The sequence below is a fragment of the Rhodococcus sp. M8 genome, assembly GCF_015654185.1.
Taxonomy (GTDB): domain Bacteria; phylum Actinomycetota; class Actinomycetes; order Mycobacteriales; family Mycobacteriaceae; genus Rhodococcus; species Rhodococcus aetherivorans.
Window position 1 is genome coordinate 2,465,958 of sequence record NZ_CP064065.1, and the last position, 16,573, is coordinate 2,482,530.

The 16,573-nt window shown below is 60.5% G+C and carries 12 protein-coding genes and 1 pseudogene; 4 read left to right on the top strand and 9 right to left on the bottom strand.

Annotated features, from left to right (window positions below):
• Window positions 1-11: 11 nt before the first annotated feature.
• Complete coding sequence (locus ISO16_RS10915) at window positions 12-1,841, top strand: DUF4012 domain-containing protein (protein WP_442800817.1); 1,830 nt, start codon at window positions 12-14, stop codon at window positions 1,839-1,841.
• A gap of 169 nt (window positions 1,842-2,010) precedes the next feature.
• Window positions 2,011-3,638: pseudogene (locus ISO16_RS10920) on the top strand (IS1634 family transposase).
• A 606-nt stretch (window positions 3,639-4,244) separates the two neighbouring features.
• On the opposite strand, the gene ISO16_RS10925 reads toward ISO16_RS10920, so the two are convergent.
• The 6 genes from ISO16_RS10925 to ISO16_RS29055 form a co-directional block, all read right to left on the bottom strand.
• Window positions 4,245-4,691 carry a hypothetical protein gene (locus ISO16_RS10925; protein ID WP_139310898.1) on the bottom strand — a complete coding sequence of 149 codons (447 nt, stop codon included), beginning with the start codon at window positions 4,689-4,691 and terminating at the stop codon, window positions 4,245-4,247.
• A complete protein-coding gene (locus ISO16_RS10930; RefSeq protein ID WP_139310899.1) occupies window positions 4,673-5,920 on the bottom strand; it encodes a hypothetical protein in 1,248 nt (415 codons plus the stop codon). Before ISO16_RS10930 ends, ISO16_RS10925 begins: the two co-directional genes overlap by 19 nt.
• The gene (locus ISO16_RS10935) at window positions 5,917-7,254 is read right to left on the bottom strand and encodes an oligosaccharide repeat unit polymerase (protein WP_139310900.1); all 1,338 of its coding nucleotides are present in this window, start codon (window positions 7,252-7,254) and stop codon (window positions 5,917-5,919) included. Before ISO16_RS10935 ends, ISO16_RS10930 begins: the two co-directional genes overlap by 4 nt.
• On the bottom strand, window positions 7,251-8,339 hold the full coding sequence (locus ISO16_RS10940) for a polysaccharide pyruvyl transferase family protein (protein ID WP_072635988.1): 1,089 nt from the start codon (window positions 8,337-8,339) through the stop codon (window positions 7,251-7,253). The genes ISO16_RS10935 and ISO16_RS10940 overlap by 4 nt, the downstream gene beginning before the upstream one ends.
• Window positions 8,336-9,226, bottom strand: a complete 891-nt coding sequence (locus ISO16_RS10945) for a glycosyltransferase family 4 protein (protein ID WP_230304518.1) — start codon at window positions 9,224-9,226, stop codon at window positions 8,336-8,338. Before ISO16_RS10945 ends, ISO16_RS10940 begins: the two co-directional genes overlap by 4 nt.
• A gap of 143 nt (window positions 9,227-9,369) precedes the next feature.
• Entirely contained in the window at window positions 9,370-10,269 is a 900-nt protein-coding gene (locus tag ISO16_RS29055) for a glycosyltransferase (RefSeq protein ID WP_442800827.1), read from the bottom strand.
• Between ISO16_RS29055 and ISO16_RS28660 the strand changes: the two genes are divergently transcribed.
• The gene (locus ISO16_RS28660; RefSeq protein WP_230304519.1) at window positions 10,180-10,578 is read left to right on the top strand and encodes a hypothetical protein; all 399 of its coding nucleotides are present in this window, start codon (window positions 10,180-10,182) and stop codon (window positions 10,576-10,578) included. The two genes, ISO16_RS29055 and ISO16_RS28660, sit on opposite strands and share 90 nt — an antisense overlap.
• Window positions 10,579-10,588: 10 nt before the next feature.
• On the opposite strand, the gene ISO16_RS10955 is transcribed toward ISO16_RS28660, so the two are convergent.
• Complete coding sequence (locus tag ISO16_RS10955) at window positions 10,589-12,130, bottom strand: sugar transferase (protein ID WP_230304520.1); 1,542 nt, start codon at window positions 12,128-12,130, stop codon at window positions 10,589-10,591.
• Between the two features lie 804 nt (window positions 12,131-12,934).
• On the opposite strand from ISO16_RS10955, the gene ISO16_RS10960 reads away from it, so the two are divergent.
• The gene (locus ISO16_RS10960) at window positions 12,935-13,879 is read left to right on the top strand and encodes a UTP--glucose-1-phosphate uridylyltransferase (RefSeq protein ID WP_072635990.1); all 945 of its coding nucleotides are present in this window, start codon (window positions 12,935-12,937) and stop codon (window positions 13,877-13,879) included.
• 31 nt (window positions 13,880-13,910) lie between these two features.
• Here ISO16_RS10960 and ISO16_RS10965 read toward each other — a convergent pair whose 3' ends face one another.
• The gene (locus ISO16_RS10965) at window positions 13,911-15,230 is read right to left on the bottom strand and encodes a UDP-glucose dehydrogenase family protein (RefSeq protein WP_072635991.1); all 1,320 of its coding nucleotides are present in this window, start codon (window positions 15,228-15,230) and stop codon (window positions 13,911-13,913) included.
• 93 nt (window positions 15,231-15,323) lie between these two features.
• Complete coding sequence (gene manA, locus ISO16_RS10970) at window positions 15,324-16,571, bottom strand: mannose-6-phosphate isomerase, class I (RefSeq protein WP_072635992.1); 1,248 nt, start codon at window positions 16,569-16,571, stop codon at window positions 15,324-15,326.
• Between the last annotated feature and the right edge of the window lie 2 nt (window positions 16,572-16,573).

The window sequence follows — 16,573 nt, forward strand, 5'->3', positions numbered from 1 at the left end:
GGTTTGACCGCGTGAACGATGTTACCGACGAGTCACTTTCGCCGGAACCACGGCGGCGCAAGGTGCGCCGACGCAAGACCGACGAGCAGATCGCCGCCGAGCGCTACAAGCGCCGGACCGTCGCGATCGGTTGCACCGCAGGAGCGGTCGTTGTCGTCGGTCTCGGCACCTGGCTGGCTTACGAAGGACTGCAGGCGAAGTCGAGCCTCGAACAGGCGCGGGAGTATGCCACCAGTTCGAAAGAGGCTCTGCTAGCAGGTGATACCGAGACGGCCCTGCGCACCGCCGGCGACGCCGACAAGTACGCGAAGCAGGCCCAAGACTCCACCCACTCGCTGCCGTGGAGCATCGCCGCGGCCATCCCCTGGCTCGGCAGCCCCTTCGCCTCGAGCCAGCAGATGAGCGACGTTGTGACAGGCCTCACATCGGATGTTCTGGTGCCTGCCGTGGACGCCGGCTCGGCGGTCTCCCCCGATCAGCTGATCCTCGACGGCGCCCGCATCAACCTCGCCGCACTGCGCGATGCCGCCCCAGTCCTCGAGACCACTGCGGCGGCGGCGGCTGAACTGGACGCGCGCGCGCAGGACATCGACGGCACCTACCTCGGCCTGATCGACGACGCCCGCGTCCAATTGCAGGACCAGACAGCCGAATTGTCCGATTTGATCACCAATACAGCCACCGCCGCGCAGATCGCGCCGGCCATGCTCGGCGCCGACGGGCCGCGCAGCTACTTCATCGGCTTCCAGACCAATGCGGAGGCCCGGGGCACGGGCGGCCTGCTCGGCGGGTTCGGCATCGTCCGCGCGACCGGCGGTGCGGTGCGGGTCGACGACATATCCAGACGGGACTTCATGGGTCCGTTCCAGCCGATTGATCTCGGCCCCGACTTCCAACGCACATATGGACACAGCCAGCCGACGACTCGGGCTGTGAACAGCAACGTCAGCTCCCACTTCCCCTACGCCGCGCAGATCTGGCAGTCCTTGTGGCTGCAGGAATCGGGTGAGCGCGTCGACGGCGCGGTGGCCACCGATCCGGTGGCGCTCAGCTACGTCCTCAAGGTGGTCGGCCCAGTCATACTGCAGGACGGTGAGAAGATCACCGCCGACAACGTCGTGGAACTCACCGAATCCACCGCGTATTCGCGCTTCGGCGACAACCAGGCGGCGCGCAAGCAATACCTTGAGCGAGTCGCGTCAGCGGTCGTCCAGAAGATGACGGGCAGCATCAGCCGCCCCCAGGCCCTGCTGGAAGCCCTCGGCCGGGCAGCGGGCGAAGGGCGAATCGCCGTGTGGAGCGCCAACCCGGATGAGCAGACCGTTCTTGTGGGAACACCGCTCGGTCACACGGTTCCCGAGGACCCCGCCCCGTACGCCGGCGTAGTCGTCAACAATCTCGGCGGCAACAAGTTGGACTACTACCTCCGACGGGAGATCGAGTACATCGCCGGCTCCTGCCACGGCGAAAACCGGAACTCCACAGTCACGGTCCGGCTAAGCAACGCACTCCCGGCCGGAGATTACACCAACTACGTGGCGGGTATGTTCGACAACCCGGTCGGCGCTCCGTTCGGATCCAATCTCACGGACTTGTCGCTTGTGGCCACCCAGGGCGCAAAGCTCGACAAGGTGACGGTGAACGGGACAGCGGCCATAAGCTTCACCGGCAGGGAACTGGGCCACCCAGTCTACAGCGTCCAGCTTCCAATTCACCGAGGCGAGTCGGCCGAGGTCGTTTACCAGTTGACGGAACCAGTGACGCCAGGCGAGGCACGCGTCCCAATCCAACCGCTCGTCGCTGATCCAATAGTCAGAATCGATGTCCCAACTTGTGAATGACAATCGCGCGCCAGACACCGTCAATTCCTCAAACCCTCCGCTTAATCCTCCGCCGCCCGAGTTGGCTCACGTTTCCGGGATGAACAGCGGCTCACGTCTGTGACCTGCAGTTTCTCGTCGGGATCGGTCTGATTTCACGCACTAACGGCGCTGGTTCTAGGCTCGGCAGGTGGCGTTTGTCAGGAAGGTGCGCACCAAATCCGGGGCCACGGCCGTGCAGATCGCCCGATATGTGGGCGGCCGGCAGGAGATCGTCAAGCACATCGGTTCCGCACATACCGACGTCGAACTCGGCATGCTTCTCGAACGCGCTCGGGCCTGGCTCGAACCCGATCAGCAGGTTCTCGATCTGGGCGTCACCCCGCAGGTTCCGGTCGAAAAGCCCCTGGCCGGCGGCCAGAGCGCACTTTTCGACCCTGCTCAGCGAACTTCGCAGGTGGACGCGCCGGGGCGCACCGAATCGACCGGGTCGGTGCTGCTGCGCCAGGTGCTGACCGATGTGTACGACCAGCTCGGGTTCGGGATCGTCGACGATGCGGTCTTCCGCGATCTGGTGATCGCCCGCATCGTCGAGCCCGGCTCGAAACTCGACGCCGGTCGCGTCCTGAAGGACCTCGGGGCCGATCCGCCGAGCTACGCCACGATCAAACGCCACCTGGGGCAGATCAATACCGGCAGATACCGGGATCGCATCGCCGAGCAGTGTTTCGAGTATGCCGCCGAAACCGGTGGTTTGAGCCTGTTGTTGTACGACGTGACGACCTTGTACTTCGAAGCAGAAAAGGAAGATGACCTGCGCAAAGTCGGGTACTCGAAGGAACGGCGGGTCGACCCGCAGATCGTGGTGGGGTTGCTTGTGGACAGAACCGGTTTCCCGCTGGAGATCGGATGCTACGAGGGCAATTCGGCCGAAACCCGCACGATCGTGCCGATCGTACGGCAGTTCCAGGCCCGCCACGACCTCGACGGGGTCGAGATGGTCGTGGCCGCTGACGCCGGGATGCTGTCCGCCGCCAACCTCGCAGCGTTGGACGAGGCCGGACTGAAGTTCATCGTCGGCTCCCGTACCACGAAGGCGCCCGGTGATCTTGCATCGCACTTCCATTGGAATGGAAACGTTTTCACCGATGGCCAGATCATCGACACCATCACTCCGCGGCACGGCCGCTCCGTGGTCAACAATCCCCGGCGACGGGCCGAGCCAATCTGGAACGCGACAGCGCATCCGAACGCGTGGCGGGCGATCTGGCAGTACTCACGCAGCCGCGCCGGCCGGGACGAGAAGACCCTCAATGCCCAGGAGGCCCGTGCCCGGGCGGTGGTCGACGGGGACACGGTTCCGAAGTCCACGCGGTTCGTGACGGTGACCGCGAAGGGCCGGCGACTGGACACCGCCTCGCTCGAGCGGGCACGGATGCTCGTCGGCCTGAAAGGTTACGTCACCAATCCCCTGCCCCATTGATGGATCCGCGTGAAATCATCGCGAAGTACCACGAGTTGTGGCACGTCGAGCAGTCGTTTCGGATGTCGAAGACGGATCTGCGGGCCCGGCCGATCTTCCATCGCACCCGCGATGCGATCGAGGCGCACCTGACCGTGGTGTTCGCGGCGTTGGCCGTTTCCCGGGTGGTGCAGGAACGCAGTGGCCTCGCGATCGGCAAGGTCGTCAAGCTGCTGCGACCGTTGCGGTCGGCGACCATCGCGATCAACGGCACCCGACACACGTTCCCACCGCAGGTCGACGCCGACCTACAAGCACTGCTCGACCGGATTTCAGGATCTGGACTCACGCACTAACAAAATGAGCCAACTCGGGTCAAACCCTCCGCTTAATCCTCCGCCGCGAATTCCGCCGGAAGGTGGTCCGGAACCCCCAGACTGAAATCCCAACGCCGACAATCGCGAGGAGGTCCGATTCCGTTAAACCACGACCTGGGGTGAACGTATAGAGAATTGCCCCCTCCAGAGAGCCGTTACGCACCAGCCAGAGGACTGACGAAACTGCAACAGCGCCACTTGAGAGCGAGTTGGGCCGGGCTAGACACCATGCGGCAGACGCAAACAACGAGCACAAAAAAACAATCGGATAAAACAATTCATTCCCTATGGCCGCTGCCTCCTACTAGTCGATCAGTCGAACCTTCGGTAACAGCGCGCTTCTTATACCAAGAGTTCGTAGCGAGTAATTCTTCACCAACACGGCCGGCGGACTTCGAAACTCTACGAAAATCCAAGACGGAAGCCTGCAAGAACCCATCGTCCGCGACCTGCCAAAGACCCATGCCCGCAACCCCCTCTGCGACAGACTCCCTCGATTGCACTAACGACTCGGACACGCGCGAATACATATATGCGCCGCAGATCCAATTCTATCGGTCCCCACACCAATCAGATGGTGAAGCATCAATCAGAGCGTGAAGCAACCCGCCGCGCGGGAACACCAGCCCACACTTCGTAATCGCCCGTGCTCTCCCTCAGTACTGCATTTGCCGCGACAACAGTTCCGCGACCAATCCGGAGGACACCACTCGAAGCAAGAACAACAGATCCAGCACACAATGCGACATCATCTTCAACAATAAAGCGAAGATCATCCGACTCCGGCGTACCGGTGTACGAATCCGCTCGTCCAATAGTTACGCCATGATAGAGTCGCACTCGATCACCAAATACGGTATTCGGATGGATGACCGTACCAACACCCCGGTGGTATATGCGGAAATCCGCGCCGTACGTGACACTCCGCGGTATATCCAACCCAAGCACCATGCACAACTGTCGCATGACGCCGCCAATCAGCAGATACCTCTGCGCATCGACGAGGCGCTCCATCAATTGCCGTCTTCGCATGCGTCCTCCCTGACTAGCGCCATGTAAACTCGGCGAAATTCCCCACATGCCAACACGCTCAGTACCAGAACCATCACCAATGACATCACAGACAAAGCTGCAAACCCCGCTTCGGCGCCACCAGTAACGACCGCGGCTGGAGCGACTGCCAGCGTGACAATGCTCAAGACTACCCGGGCGGTAGCTGCACGCCACGGCGCCCGAAGCACTCGCAATATGACCGTCGGTACGGTCGTAAGCCCCGCGGAAAGTCGACTCAGCGCGCCAAGACCGATATACGGCACAGCCAACGCCCACGTTGCCCCGAGCAACTGATATCCAATGTCGTCGGGCAGCCACGATAGCACACCAAAGGACACTAGAACCGTCACCACGGTGAGAACGGACATCTCAACAGAACTACAAACCAGTTCCCTCGCGCCAACTCTGATCGACCTCGCCATATAGGCAAGATAGTGAGAACGCAAGAAATTTGTCACAACGTTGGTTACACCATAAATAGTTATCACCGCACGGAAGGCAGCAGCTTCCGCCAGTGATGCAAAATGCGCGACGGCCAGAAGAGTTAGCCATTGAACTAACGCACCCAGTATCGCTTCAAAGGCCATTCCATCTGCAAGATGTTTGGAACGCGATCTCCAACGTCTCGACCCTTCAAGCGAAAATCCAGATCGGTCGCGCAGCGACCGAATGACGACCACTACATACGCAGGAACACCTATTAGGAGAACTAGAATCCAAGGCTGCATCCCGGCATTGACGCCGAATGCAAGAAGAACCACCTGGGCAAAAACGACAACTGCATCAATCGCTGAAGCAGTGCCCACCTTGCCTCTCCGAAGCAATACATGACGGAGCGCATCTTGTACCGCAACGCCAGGCAACGTGATGAACGCAGCACAAACAGCCTGAACGACCCCGTCTCCGAATACGACACCTAGGATGCCGAGCGCGGCGATCGGAATGCAAGTAGTCGCCGAAAACTGTAAGCAGTATCGGCAATCATCTGCTATGTCACCGGGACTCCTCGCCTCCATTACGATCAGCGCCTCACCACTGAACGAGCGAACAACGACAATGCCGACTTGTACCGTCAAGAGACCAATCGAGAAGGTTCCAAGTTCCGCACTCGGGAAACTTCTTGCCGCAACAATCAAAAGCACAAGTGAGCCCAAACTCACCAAACACTGGTTCACCAATCCGATCGCGAGCTGCCCGGTACGACTCATTCGGCTGCTCGACTCACTTCATCCATGCCCCTGGCCTTTGCAATTGCGTATCCGAAACACGCAAGCCCAATAAGCGTTGGCACAAATCGACCCTGGACCCAATATATAATTCTCAATAGTTCGAGAATTCCGATAAAGGAAACGGTGTATACAAGCATCCACTCAATGCGCCCGCGTTTCATATAGACATAGGAGAGACCGATAATTACCCCCAACCCAAGCCAGAAGAAGAATGCTGACACAGTACCGAGATCAGCATCTACGACCAAGAATGTGCCAGCGTTATTGAATTCCGGATTTGCATTGAGCGCAAGAGTCGCGGCCCACCATTCGCGAACTTCAACGCCAGCGAACGTCCCGTGGCCCAGGAGTTGTGAGCTTACCGGTGAGTCCCATAAAGCTGTAAACGAGAAAACCGGATCGTGCGGACGACCAGACACATGGAGGTGATAAAGGCTTGAGTTGTTTATTGCAGTGGCGTAGTATCCGACCAACCGGTCGGTGATGTACTCCACGAATGTCTTATCTGTTGTCATTCGGTAGTAAAGCCAGCTTCGCGAGTACTCAAATACGGCAAACACGCTCCACAGCGCCGGGACGCCGAGCACCGGCAGGAACGTGCGGACCAAAACATTTCGAGAGACTTCCCGACGAAATCGACTAACAATAACCGACAATAGAATAATCGGAACGGCAACCTCAATCAAGGCAAGTCGTTCCCCCAGAAAGAACGCTCGTGCGACAGAAAAAATTAGAATCGCATAAATCTGATACTGCTTATCTCGAAATCCTAATCGCGTCAGAAAATATCGAAGGGCCACCGCGATCGCGGCGAACTGCGTAAAGGTTGTAAATCCCGCAACCGGTGCGCTGACACGCTTTAAAGCGCCTACAGAGCCCTCCTGAAAGTCAAGGATCGCGCGAATGTGGTCAATACTGGCCCCTTGCGCAAGCGCGAAGACGGCCCAAAACCCGTAGCCGGCCATCGACAGCCAGAAGGCTACGGTCGCAGAATTTGAACACACCCGGAGCGTCTGCGGGCCGATCCGCACCGATAGCCACTGGCCGGGCGACTTCTTCACAAGTGCAAGCGCGATACCGACCAAAAACCCGGTACCTGAAATCGCGGCTGTAAGGGTGAGATCGACTGTCACGTACTTGGGAACGTCCCAGAGCTCATATGACTCCTCACCGAACAGACTCCCCGCAGCAACAAGCAACGCAACAAATACAGATGCCCCCCAGAGCGGATTGATCCACCAGGGGAAAAAATAGTGAGCTTCAATACCGCATTGGCGCGACGAGGAAGGGGATTCGGCGGAGACGAGGGTCATCTTCGTTCCTTATCCGGGCTCGTGCTACGTGATGGAAACGCTCCGAACGGCGTCGCTTTCCTAATATGACGAATCAGTGCCTCACCCTGAGCAACTCGTTCCGTCTTCCGCTCATTTATTCGCCTGTCATAGTGCTCTCGTACTTGACGTGACGTACGCAGGTCGTGACACTGTTGGAGAACCTTCGCGACGTCAAAATTATAAACGTTGTGAACGAATGGCTCCAGGCCGAGATCGGCAAATGCACCGTACCCCTTCCGCTCATAGGCTAAATGAATTACGTAATGGCCTCGCCGGATCGCCATCAGCGCAGCGTGCAGACGCACCGCAATTATCACCCGCCTCGGTGAATCACCATCGTCCTTTACATGACCTATGATTGTGCGGGGATCGAGCGCGGCCGTTAGGCAAGTATCGTTGTTGCCGCCGACAGCGCTCTGCACCAGGGAATCAAACGGGCGTAGATTCTCTGCAAGTTCGAGAACTTCGGCACTCATCCCTCCCCTCAACGACCGAACGGAAAGAACTGGCACGGATTCGACATCTCGCACAATTCTGTCGGGAAATTCGCTGGAGAGGATCGCAAGATCTGGCGCTCGATAGCATTTTCCCGTTCCAACGAAATTTTCGGATTTGTCGTCACGAACATAGACTGCGCTCATCCTGTGGAGCAACAATCGCACCACGAATCCGGATACCTTGTCGAATGGTCCGATGCTCTGCGGCATATACACTGATTTACCAGCCAGAAATGCAGTGGCTAGCAGTTGAGGACCATGAATTATTGTCATCTTGAATAGCTCAACCGCTGACCGCGACCTCAAGTATCCTCCACCGACTGCGAGCACCAGGTCGAATCGATGAATTCGCGTCAAAGTTTGAATATAATGAAACAAATCGCGAAACGATCGCGGTTTGCTCGAAACGGTCCGCAAATCTGTTTTCGCAAAAGAACTTGGGTCGGACGCTATAAGCACAATTTCTGCCGACGGCCACGCAGTCCGTGCAATGTTGATGGTCTCCTCCACGAGAAGTCCGTCACCCATGTTATTTGCACTGTATCCGTGTGTAACGAGAACCTTCATGATTTGAGAATCCTTCGATATACATCCACGTGTTGTAAGGCACTGTTTTCCCAACTGAAGTTCGCAGCCCAATTTGGCCCGTCCACCCGGACTGACTCCCGGTAGTCCTCATCGTCCAGTGCGGCGACGATGCCAAACGCAATCGCGTCAGCGTCGAGACCCTCCAAGGTCCGGGCCGGCCCAGCGACCTCGGCAAGCGAACCTCGTCTGGATGTCAGTGTTGGAGTTCCGACCGAAAGCGCCTCTAAGACTGGAAACCCGAAGCCTTCGTAGAGACTCGGGAATACAAACAACGACGCATTCCTTAGAAGTACGTCCTTTTGATCGTCCTCGACAAATCCGAGGTAGATCACATTTGCCGCATTTTGGATTTCCTGCATTGCTGCTTCTGCGTTCCAAGCGGGCTTTCCCGCAATAACGAGGGGCAGCCCTAGGGATGCAACCTGCGGTCGGCTGAAGGCTCGAACGAGCTCAATTATGTTCTTGCGCGGTTCAATGTTTCCCAAATAGAGGACGTATCCGTCGCGAGCCCTTGATCCGAGAATATCCGCTGCAATCTCGACCGGGCGGCATGGATCCGAAAGGGCCACACCATGTGGGATAACATCGATCTTTTCAAAGGGAACATCGAATACTTCACATATGTCGTTTGCGCTCGATTTTGAGACGGTTATTACCGCATCTGTGTTTCGAATTGCCGCCGCAACCCGCGTTCTCCATACCTTTTCCTGACGGACATTGCGGATACCCCGCGCGTGCAGGCTCGCAATTCCATGGACCGTGACGACAGATGGGCTGCGGGTTCGCACGAGCGGTCCCGTATCCGCCAGGTAGTGGACCGCATCGCCTTCGATCCGATGACGTAATCCGGCATGTGTCTCAATCATTGCGGTGATTACAGGGTGCCGCCCGGAGGGAATGCGTCCCGTGTGAATTCCTAGTTCGTGGAGGCTGCGCTCGAGTTGTCGACCGTAGGTGGTATTCCCGCCTACGTGTCGGTCGACAATTCTGCTTGGAAATAGAACTCGCATCACAAGACCCCAACTGTTTCAGAACGAATTGAGTACAGTCGTCGCAGGGCAGCACGCTGAAATGAGGGGCAATATTTCGTCGCCCGAGCTCGGTCAGTCCGTATCACTTCCGCAGCAAATTCGGTCGACCTGAAAAATTTCTCCACCGCATCGGATACACACTCCACTGTCTTCCCGGCCGTAAAGTATCCGAGCCCCTGGAGCGCTGCGATATCGCGAGCGATTACCGGTACGCCCACTTCTGTCGCTTCCAGCGGCGCAATGGGCGCACCCTCCCATGATGCGGTGTGTAGGTACAGATCTGCCGATCGAACGATCTGCTTTGTCGTGGAGTTCGTTTGCCATCCCAGAACATCGACGCCGGCGCGTTCGAGCAATTCCCGGAGTGATGGGTCTCCATCGCCGATCCAAACGAATTCGATTCCCCTGCCGCTTAAGCGCTGTGCGACCGCCGCGAAGAAGTCTGGCGATTTCTGGGGGGTGATTCTTCCAACGCCAACAACGCGTCGAGTCCACGCCGTCTGGTCTTTTGCAGACGCTTGGTGTGGGTTATCTTGCCCTCGAATTACGTTTGGAAGAAGTGTTACATCTCGTGCTTTGAGGGCAGTAGTCGCAAGCTCAACCTCGTAGGGACTGACGGCCGCAATCTCTGCCGGCCGGATCCTATGCAGGAATTCCTCCACGCGCTTATAGAAAGTTCTCTGAAGCGAGTTCTTATCCGCGCGTTCGAATGCGAAACAGTGAGGTGAATAGACGAGCCTCCGGCTCGCGCACATAGGGAGAACCCTCAACAGGCTGGAGTAACTCGAGTGCAGATGAACGATATGGGGTTCAAATTTCTTGATGACCTTGTTCGAGAAATTGGCAAATTGAGCCAGGTTCCCGTCAAATACTTCCAGGTCAGCATCCTCGAGGACGCCTACCGCGTGGCCCGGCCGCGTCCTGGCGACAATCTTGTGAGCGGCGAATTCGGAATTTTCCAGATACTGACTCAGTGCTGTCTGCACGCCGCCTCCGAAGGCTTCGACAACGTGGAGAACGCGAATCCGAGGATCTACGTCACCGATTTTGGCGTCGGGCGGAAACAGCGCGTCGTTGACCATTCCAGCAACCTTTCGACGGTATTTCGACAAGTGCATCAGCCGGGTCATAAACGGCGTGCGCTGACGAGAGAGAGTGATTCGCCCACCCTCATCCTGGTGGGGTGATGTGTCGGGCTTAGTACGCGCCGTCGCTCCCGACGACTGCTTTCACGGTCTTTGCAATGATGAGTAGGTCACTGACCATGGACCAGTTCTCCACATACGACAGGTCCAGTCGAACGGACTCATCCCACGAAAGGTCCGACCGCCCACTCACCTGCCAGAGACCAGTGACCCCAGGCCGGACCAACAGCCGGCGACGGATCATGCCGTCGTAGTTCTCGACCTCGCGTCGCAGCGGCGGGCGCGGTCCGACGACGCTCATTTCTCGTCGAACAACGTTGATGAACTGCGGAAGCTCGTCGATGCTGTATCGTCGAATGAACCTGCCGACACGGGTAATTCGCGGGTCGGCGCGCATCTTGAATAGCAGGCCGGCACCCTCGTTTCGATCGAGAAGCGCGGTCACCTGCTTGTCGGCGTCGGTCACCATTGACCGGAACTTGATCATGCCGAAGGGCTCGCCGTCGAGGCCGATGCGTTCGGAGCGATAGAACACCGGGCCCTTGCTGTCGAGCTTGATGGCGAGCGCCACCAGAGCGAACATGGGAGCCAGCAGCACTAGGGCCGTGAGCGAGAAGGCCAAGTCGAACGCGCGCTTTCCGCTTCGCTTGGCGCCGTGGTAGCTGGGCTTCTCCACATGGATGAGCGGCAGGCCGGCGACGGGCCGCATCTCCATGCGAGGCCCCGCGACGTCCACGACGCCGGTGGCAACGACGAGATCCGCCTCGTACGGTTCGAGTTCCCACACCAAGTCGCGAATACCTTCGTGTCCGAGGGTTTCTGTTGCCGTCACGACGACCGTGTCCGCGCCCGACTCGGCCAGGGCGTCGACGACCGATCGTTCGTCGCCGTAGATGGCGATCCGGTTTCCGTCCACCTCGATGGACTCACCGCGAGCGCCCGCATAGCGCGGAACGCAGACACCGACGACTCGGTAGCCATCGGAAGCCTCGCGCTGAAAGGTTCTCGTCATGAGGCGTACCGCGTGCTCACCACCGACCACGAGAACGGAGGTCTGGAACTCGCCGCGGCTCCGCTTTCGTGCCACCACGCCGCGCCACATCCATCGGCTGAAGAGCAGCATGATGAGCCCGGCAGGCAGAGCGATTGCCAGGTAGCCGCGGGCCAAGTCGAGCTTGAAGACGAGCGAGATGATTGCAATAGCGCCGAAAAGCCTTAGTGTTCCCGCGATCACGCGCTGATACTCTTCGTACCCGCTGCCGATGACTCGGCGCGACCGCGTACGGAAGAGTACGAGAGTCCCGATCCACGCAGCTGCGAGGCAGACGGATACGACGGCGTAGTTCACTTCGCTGAACGATGTGGCCGCGAGCAAGTCCGCCTCCCCGAAGCGCACGACGTGCGCAAGGACGACGGCCATCACGACGATGACATTGTCGGTCCAGAAGAGGCGCTCGACGTACGCGCTCTGCCACGACCATCGAGTGTTGCCGGAGCCGCCTCCGACCGGAAATGCCTCGTGCCTCGTCGGCACTTCCTTGGTGGAGTCGACCGTGGCTTGCACCCGGTCCGACTGGCCCACTGCTGCTTTCATTCTGTTCCCTCCCCGAGCCCGGTACGGGCGAGGAGCCCGTACCGGTGCGAACACCTCGGGCGGAACACGCGGACGGCATCGACGCTGTGCGAGTACCTCCCCGTACCGCACACATCTCAAACCTGCGTTGCCCTCGGTAAGCAACATCTTGGGGCATTCGGCAACGACTTGCATCTCGATAGGGAGACGACTGGGACCTGCGATCACGCCCCTTGACCAGCGGAGATTCCCTACTTCTCAGTAACTTCTCAGCAAGTTGCAGGTCAAGCGGTATGTTCCAGCCAGAAGGGTTTCAGTTGTTCGAATATGGGCGCTTGAGCGTTACGGTGTGAAACATCACACACGAACCGCCACCGCTCCTGGGAGCGTAGCTAGTTGGACGTACGACCAGTTTGCCCGGACGTACAGACAGTAGGCGGCATACGCTGGTACAGAACCGGTAATTGCCGCGCAAGTTTTCGGATCTCGGCAGCGAGGCCCCAAAGGCCGCTTCACCGGCATGCCGGTGCAGGCCGGAAGCGTGCAGGACGACCGACGCTAACGACATGATCTGACTCGGAGGAACGTTCGATGAACTTTCTGGGGGGAGTTCTCGTCCACAGCTCCGCCGTCGCATACAAGTAACGAAGATGTCGCGAATTTCGGTCGATGAGTCTAAACTTTGCACAATCGCGCATTCCCGCGGCAACTCTCCCACACCGCGACAGTTCGGCGCGTACCTATTCCGACCGACATTCCTGATGGCGCGGGTACGTCCTACCGATGAGTATCCGATTTGCCCCAATCGAGAGACGAGGTGTCGCCATGGGCGAATTGATCGCCGAGAACCCGAGCGTGTTCAAGACGGCGGTGGTGCCGGCTGCGGGTATGGGCACGCGGTTTCTCCCCGCAACCAAGACGGTGCCCAAGGAACTCCTGCCCGTCGTGGACACCCCCGGCATCGAACTGGTCGCCTCGGAGGCTGCCGAGTCAGGTGCGGGCCGCCTCGTCATCGTCACCGCGCCGGGTAAGGCCGGCGTGGTTGCGCACTTCGTCGAGGACCTGGTCCTCGAGAATCACCTGGCAGCGAAGGGCAAGCATCACCTGCTCGAAAAGGTGCGCAAGGCACCGAGGTTGCTCGACGTCGAATCCGTCGTGCAGGCCGAGCCACTCGGTCTTGGGCACGCTGTCGGGTGCACCGAGCAGGCCCTCGACGACGACGAGGACGCGATTGCGGTCCTCCTTCCCGACGATCTCGTCCAGCCCTGCGGCGTCCTCGAGGTCATGGCTCGTGTGCGCGCCGAGCGCGGCGGCAGCGTCCTGTGCGCCATCGACGTGCCGAAAGCGCAGGTCAGTTCCTACGGCGTCTTCGAAGTCCAGGAGGTTCCCGGCGTCGCGAACCCGGATGTGATGAAGGTTCTCGGCATGGTCGAGAAGCCGAAGCTCGAGGACGCGCCGTCCACCCTCGCCGCTGCTGGCCGTTACCTGCTCGACCGCGCGATCTTCGATGCGCTGCGCCGTGTAATGCCCGGCGTGGGCGGGGAACTGCAGCTCACCGATGCCATCTCGCTGCTGATCGACGAGGGCCACCCCGTACACGTCGTCGTCCACCGCGGCTCGCGGCACGACCTCGGCAATCCCGGCGGTTACCTGCGAGCGTGCGTCGACTCGGCCCTGGCGAGCCCGGAGTACGGCCCGATGCTGCGATCCTGGCTGACGGACCGGCTCAAGCAGATCGATCCCGACGCTGCGACCGGCGTGCTGCAGTAGGACCCGGCCGCCGGCGGACCTGGTTACTCCGTCATCGGCCCATGCCGCGGTAGCGCCAGCCGTGGGAACGCCAGCGCTGCGCGTCGAGGCAGTTGCGCCCGTCCAGAACGGTGCGCGCCCGAACTGCTGCACTGATCTCCTCCGGATCCAGTTCTTTGAAGTCTTGCCACTCGGTGAGTACCAGTACAGCGTCGGCACCTCGGCATGCCTCGGGGATGTCCGCCGCGTAGGTGAGGGTGGGGAACAGCCGTCGAGAGTTCTCCATTGCTTTCGGATCGAAGACCGTCACCGCTGCTCCCTGCAACTGGAGCTGTCCCGCCACGTTGAGAGCTGGGGAGTCCCGAACGTCGTCGGAGTCGGGCTTGAAGGCCGCGCCCAAGACTGCGATCCGGGCGCCCAGGAGCGATCCGCCGCAGGCTTCTTTCGTCATCTCGACCATCGTGGTGCGGCGCCCCATGTTGATGCCGTCCACCTCCCGGAGCAGGTGCAGAACGTTATTGGCACCAAGCTCGCCGGCCCGCGCCATGAACGCCCGGATATCCTTCGGCAAGCACCCACCTCCGAATCCGAGGCCGGCATTGAGGAATCGCCGCCCGATCCGGGCGTCGTAGCCGAGCGCATCGGCCAGCTCGCCCACATCTGCGCCACTCGCTTCGCAGACCTGTGCGACGGCGTTGATGAACGAGATCTTTGTTGCCAAGAATGCGTTCGCAGCAGCCTTCACGAGTTCGGCCGTGGCAATGTTCGTGACCAGGAAGGGCACGCCCTCCGCGATCTGGCACGCGTAGAAGGCACGCAGTGTCGCTTCGGCTCGCCCGCCGCGACTAGGGTCGACCCCGACGACCAGCCGATCCGGGGCGAGAGTGTCCTGTACGGCGTACCCCTCGCGAAGGAACTCGGGGTTCCACGCCACCTCGACGTCGTCGCCGGCCGGTGCGGCGCTCCTGGCACGCTCTGCCAGTTGCTCGGCTGTTCCGACCGGCACCGTCGACTTCCCGACGATCAGCGTCGGACGGGTCAGGAGCGGGGCGAGCGCGTCGACGACCGCATGCAGCTGCGACAGATCCGCGGCGAATTCGCCGCTCTTCTGTGGGGTGCCGACGCCGATGAAGTGGATGTCCGCAAAGTCTGCCGCCTCGGCGTAGGACGTGGTGAAACGAAGCCGTCCGCATTCGAGGTTTCGTCGCAACACCTCGGAAAGGCCGGGCTCGAAGAAGGGCACCTCCCCTGCCTCCAGCTTCGCGATCTTCCCGGGGTCGATGTCGACGCCCAGGACGTCATGCCCCAGTTCTGCCATACATGCGGCGTGAGTGGCGCCCAGGTATCCCGTGCCGAAGACTGTGCAACGCATTCTCCCAGAGGTACTCAGCGGGCGTGTTCAGCACACCGATGCACGCTGAGTACTGAACCAACAATGTGTGAAGAGTTGGCGCTGTCGGCCCACTCAGGTCGACTCCGACGGAATTGGCAGTGTTGCCGCGAACACCGTCGCGTGAGGACTCCTGGCCTGTACAACGAGTTCGGGGTCTGAGCCCGGAACCCACGCCGCTTCCCCCCGCTCGAGGTTCAGCATCTGATCGCTGCACCGCAGCTGAGCTGATCCCTCCACGCAGAGCAGGATCCGTGACGCCGGGCCACCGAATGCAGCAGAGGTCGGTCTCGAAGTACCCGATAGATCCAATTCGGCGCGCACCAACTCGAACTCGCGCACCGGCGGTGCGTACAGGCATTCGCCCCTGTCGATGCGTGCACGTACCCATGGCACGTCCACCGATCCGAAGTCGAGCACGCGCAGCAGTTCCGGCACGTCCACGTGCTTGGACGTGAGCCCGCCGCGGAGCACGTTGTCCGAGTTCGCCATGATCTCCACGGCCGTGCCCCGCAGGTATGCGTGGAGGTTCCCCGCCGGCAGGAACAACGCGTCGCCCGGTTCCATGGTCACCCGGTTGAGCAGGAGCGACGCGATGACGCCCGGGTCCTCGGCGTAGGCCCGGCCGAGGTCGAGGGCGGTGCGTGCCGCGACGGTGAACTCGTCGTCCGAGCCGGCCCGCGCCGCCAGGTAGCGCTCGCACCCGGCCAGAACGGCGTCCGCCAACGCGACGAGAGACTTGGTCGGCAGCGTCATCCACGCGGTGAACAGGGCGCGCAGCCCCGTCGCGTCGAGGTGGTCGCCCAACTCCGACGCGTAGGGAGTCAGTTCGGGGACGCTCAGGTCACGAAGGAACTCGACCGTCTCGGTCGGGGCCCGAAAGCCGGCCAGCGCCTCGAAACGGCTCAGCGCCACGACCATCTCGGGCTTGTGGTTGTCGTCCCGATAGTTGCGGTGCGGTGCGCCCAATGGAATTCCGGCGTCGTTCTCACGCGCGAACCCCTCCCGAGCCTGCGCCCGGCTCGGATGCGCCTGCAACGAGAGCGGCTGCTCGGCCGCGAGGACTTTCAACAGGAACGGCAGCCGACCGTCGAATTCTCGGGCACATTCCGATCCGAGCTGGCCTTCGGGATCGCGAGCAATGAGATCGAGCAGCGACACCGTGGTGCCGTCTTCGTCCACCACGGCCGGGGCCGCCGGATGGGCACCGAGCCACAATTCGGCTTCGGGTTCCTCGGTCGGCGCAGGCCGGCCGGTCAGCTCGGCCAGCGCGGTGTGCGAACCCCACGAATAGTTGCGAACGGCCCCGCGAAGCGGATACATCG

What these genes read in the sequence shown, in the direction of transcription:
- ISO16_RS10925 (WP_139310898.1), bottom strand. Translation starts at nt 4,691, where the DNA reads ATGCGAAGACGGCAATTGATGGAGCGCCTCGTCGATGCGCAGAGGTAT.
- ISO16_RS10930 (WP_139310899.1), bottom strand. Translation starts at nt 5,920, where the DNA reads ATGAGTCGTACCGGGCAGCTCGCGATCGGATTGGTGAACCAGTGTTTG.
- ISO16_RS10935 (WP_139310900.1), bottom strand. Translation starts at nt 7,254, where the DNA reads ATGACCCTCGTCTCCGCCGAATCCCCTTCCTCGTCGCGCCAATGCGGT.
- ISO16_RS10940 (WP_072635988.1), bottom strand. Translation starts at nt 8,339, where the DNA reads ATGAAGGTTCTCGTTACACACGGATACAGTGCAAATAACATGGGTGAC.
- ISO16_RS10945 (WP_230304518.1), bottom strand. Translation starts at nt 9,226, where the DNA reads ATGATTGAGACACATGCCGGATTACGTCATCGGATCGAAGGCGATGCG.
- ISO16_RS10955 (WP_230304520.1), bottom strand. Translation starts at nt 12,130, where the DNA reads ATGAAAGCAGCAGTGGGCCAGTCGGACCGGGTGCAAGCCACGGTCGAC.
- ISO16_RS10960 (WP_072635990.1), top strand. Translation starts at nt 12,935, where the DNA reads ATGGGCGAATTGATCGCCGAGAACCCGAGCGTGTTCAAGACGGCGGTG.
- ISO16_RS10965 (WP_072635991.1), bottom strand. Translation starts at nt 15,230, where the DNA reads ATGCGTTGCACAGTCTTCGGCACGGGATACCTGGGCGCCACTCACGCC.
- manA (WP_072635992.1), bottom strand. Translation starts at nt 16,571, where the DNA reads ATGTATCCGCTTCGCGGGGCCGTTCGCAACTATTCGTGGGGTTCGCAC.